The following is a 355-nucleotide window of genomic DNA, read 5'->3' as shown; positions in this document are numbered from 1 at the left end:
AAGCCCTTTATACAATTTACTGTGCCGTATGTCATGGTGATAAAGGTGACGGAAAGGGAATACTTGTAGAAAGAGAGAAAATACTGGGTATTCCAAGTTATGCCGATGCCGGAAGAGCAATTACAGAAGGTAGTGTATATCATGTACAATATTATGGCCTTAATGCTATGGGATCTTATGCCTCACAAACCACTATTGAGGAGCGTTGGATGATCACCCATTATGTGATGCAGTTAAAGGACCAGTTGGAGGGTAATCCTGCAAGGGAATTTGTAGTAGAGGCAGAAGAAAATCTTATGCCTCCGGTCAATGCAGAGCAGCAAATGGAGGTTCAGGAAACAGAACCCGAAGCTGA

1 protein-coding gene is annotated in these 355 nt (G+C 42.8%); it reads left to right on the top strand.

Annotation, left to right across the window (positions count from 1 at the left end; translation table 11 throughout):
- Positions 1-355: c-type cytochrome (locus tag HC175_RS21100; RefSeq protein WP_168139922.1), on the top strand; the 355-nt coding region annotated here is incomplete at both ends.

This window comes from Salinimicrobium oceani, from assembly GCF_012037645.1.
This window is presented reverse-complemented; position numbering and strand designations above follow the sequence as displayed.